General features: G+C 61.9%; 1 protein-coding gene. It reads right to left on the bottom strand.

Going from position 1 to position 540, the window contains the following annotated elements; translation table 11 throughout:
* The coding region (locus ACP7D9_RS29480; protein WP_426160422.1) for a cell wall hydrolase at window positions 1-383 on the bottom strand (383 nt) is incomplete at its 3' end.
* Window positions 384-540 lie beyond the last annotated feature (157 nt).

Here is a 540-nt window from a genome sequence, read left to right as displayed (position 1 = left end):
AGTGTCTGCTTGGCCTTTGCCGCCCATGCCGGCGCCTTGATGCTGGTAGCGTAGTAGTGGGTGGCGCCGCCGGTGGGATCCGGCACCTTGCCGTCGATCACTTGGTCAGCCGCTACCCGGCACTGCGCCAGCTCGCGGAAAGGGATCTCCTTCACGCCGATCAGGAACTGGTAGTTCGGGTCGGTCTTATTCCAGCAGCTGAACTGCCACGGCTTTTGGCACACGCCCGCGTAACCTTCACCCCACCACGACTTTTCCTTTCCATCGAACACGCGGTTGCGGATCGTCCAAGCCACGGCGATCTGCCCCGCCGTTCCTTCGCCGCGAGCTTCGCCCCAGATTGTGCGGGCGAGGATGTCGCGGTCTTTCTCGGTTACTGGCATCACTTTTCTCCAGGCAAAAAAATCCCGCTCGATGGCGGGTTTCGGTGTTCGATGAGGTTCAGGCTGCGTCGGGGCCGCTAAGCAAAGGCGCGGCGATGATTTCCGGAATCGACGGCTCAACGGGCCATACCGGCGCCTGATACCAAGTCGGCTGAAC

Origin of the sequence: Pseudomonas sp. TSRC2-2, from assembly GCF_049897785.1 — a bacterium.
Taxonomy (GTDB): domain Bacteria; phylum Pseudomonadota; class Gammaproteobacteria; order Pseudomonadales; family Pseudomonadaceae; genus Aquipseudomonas.
This window is presented reverse-complemented; position numbering and strand designations above follow the sequence as displayed.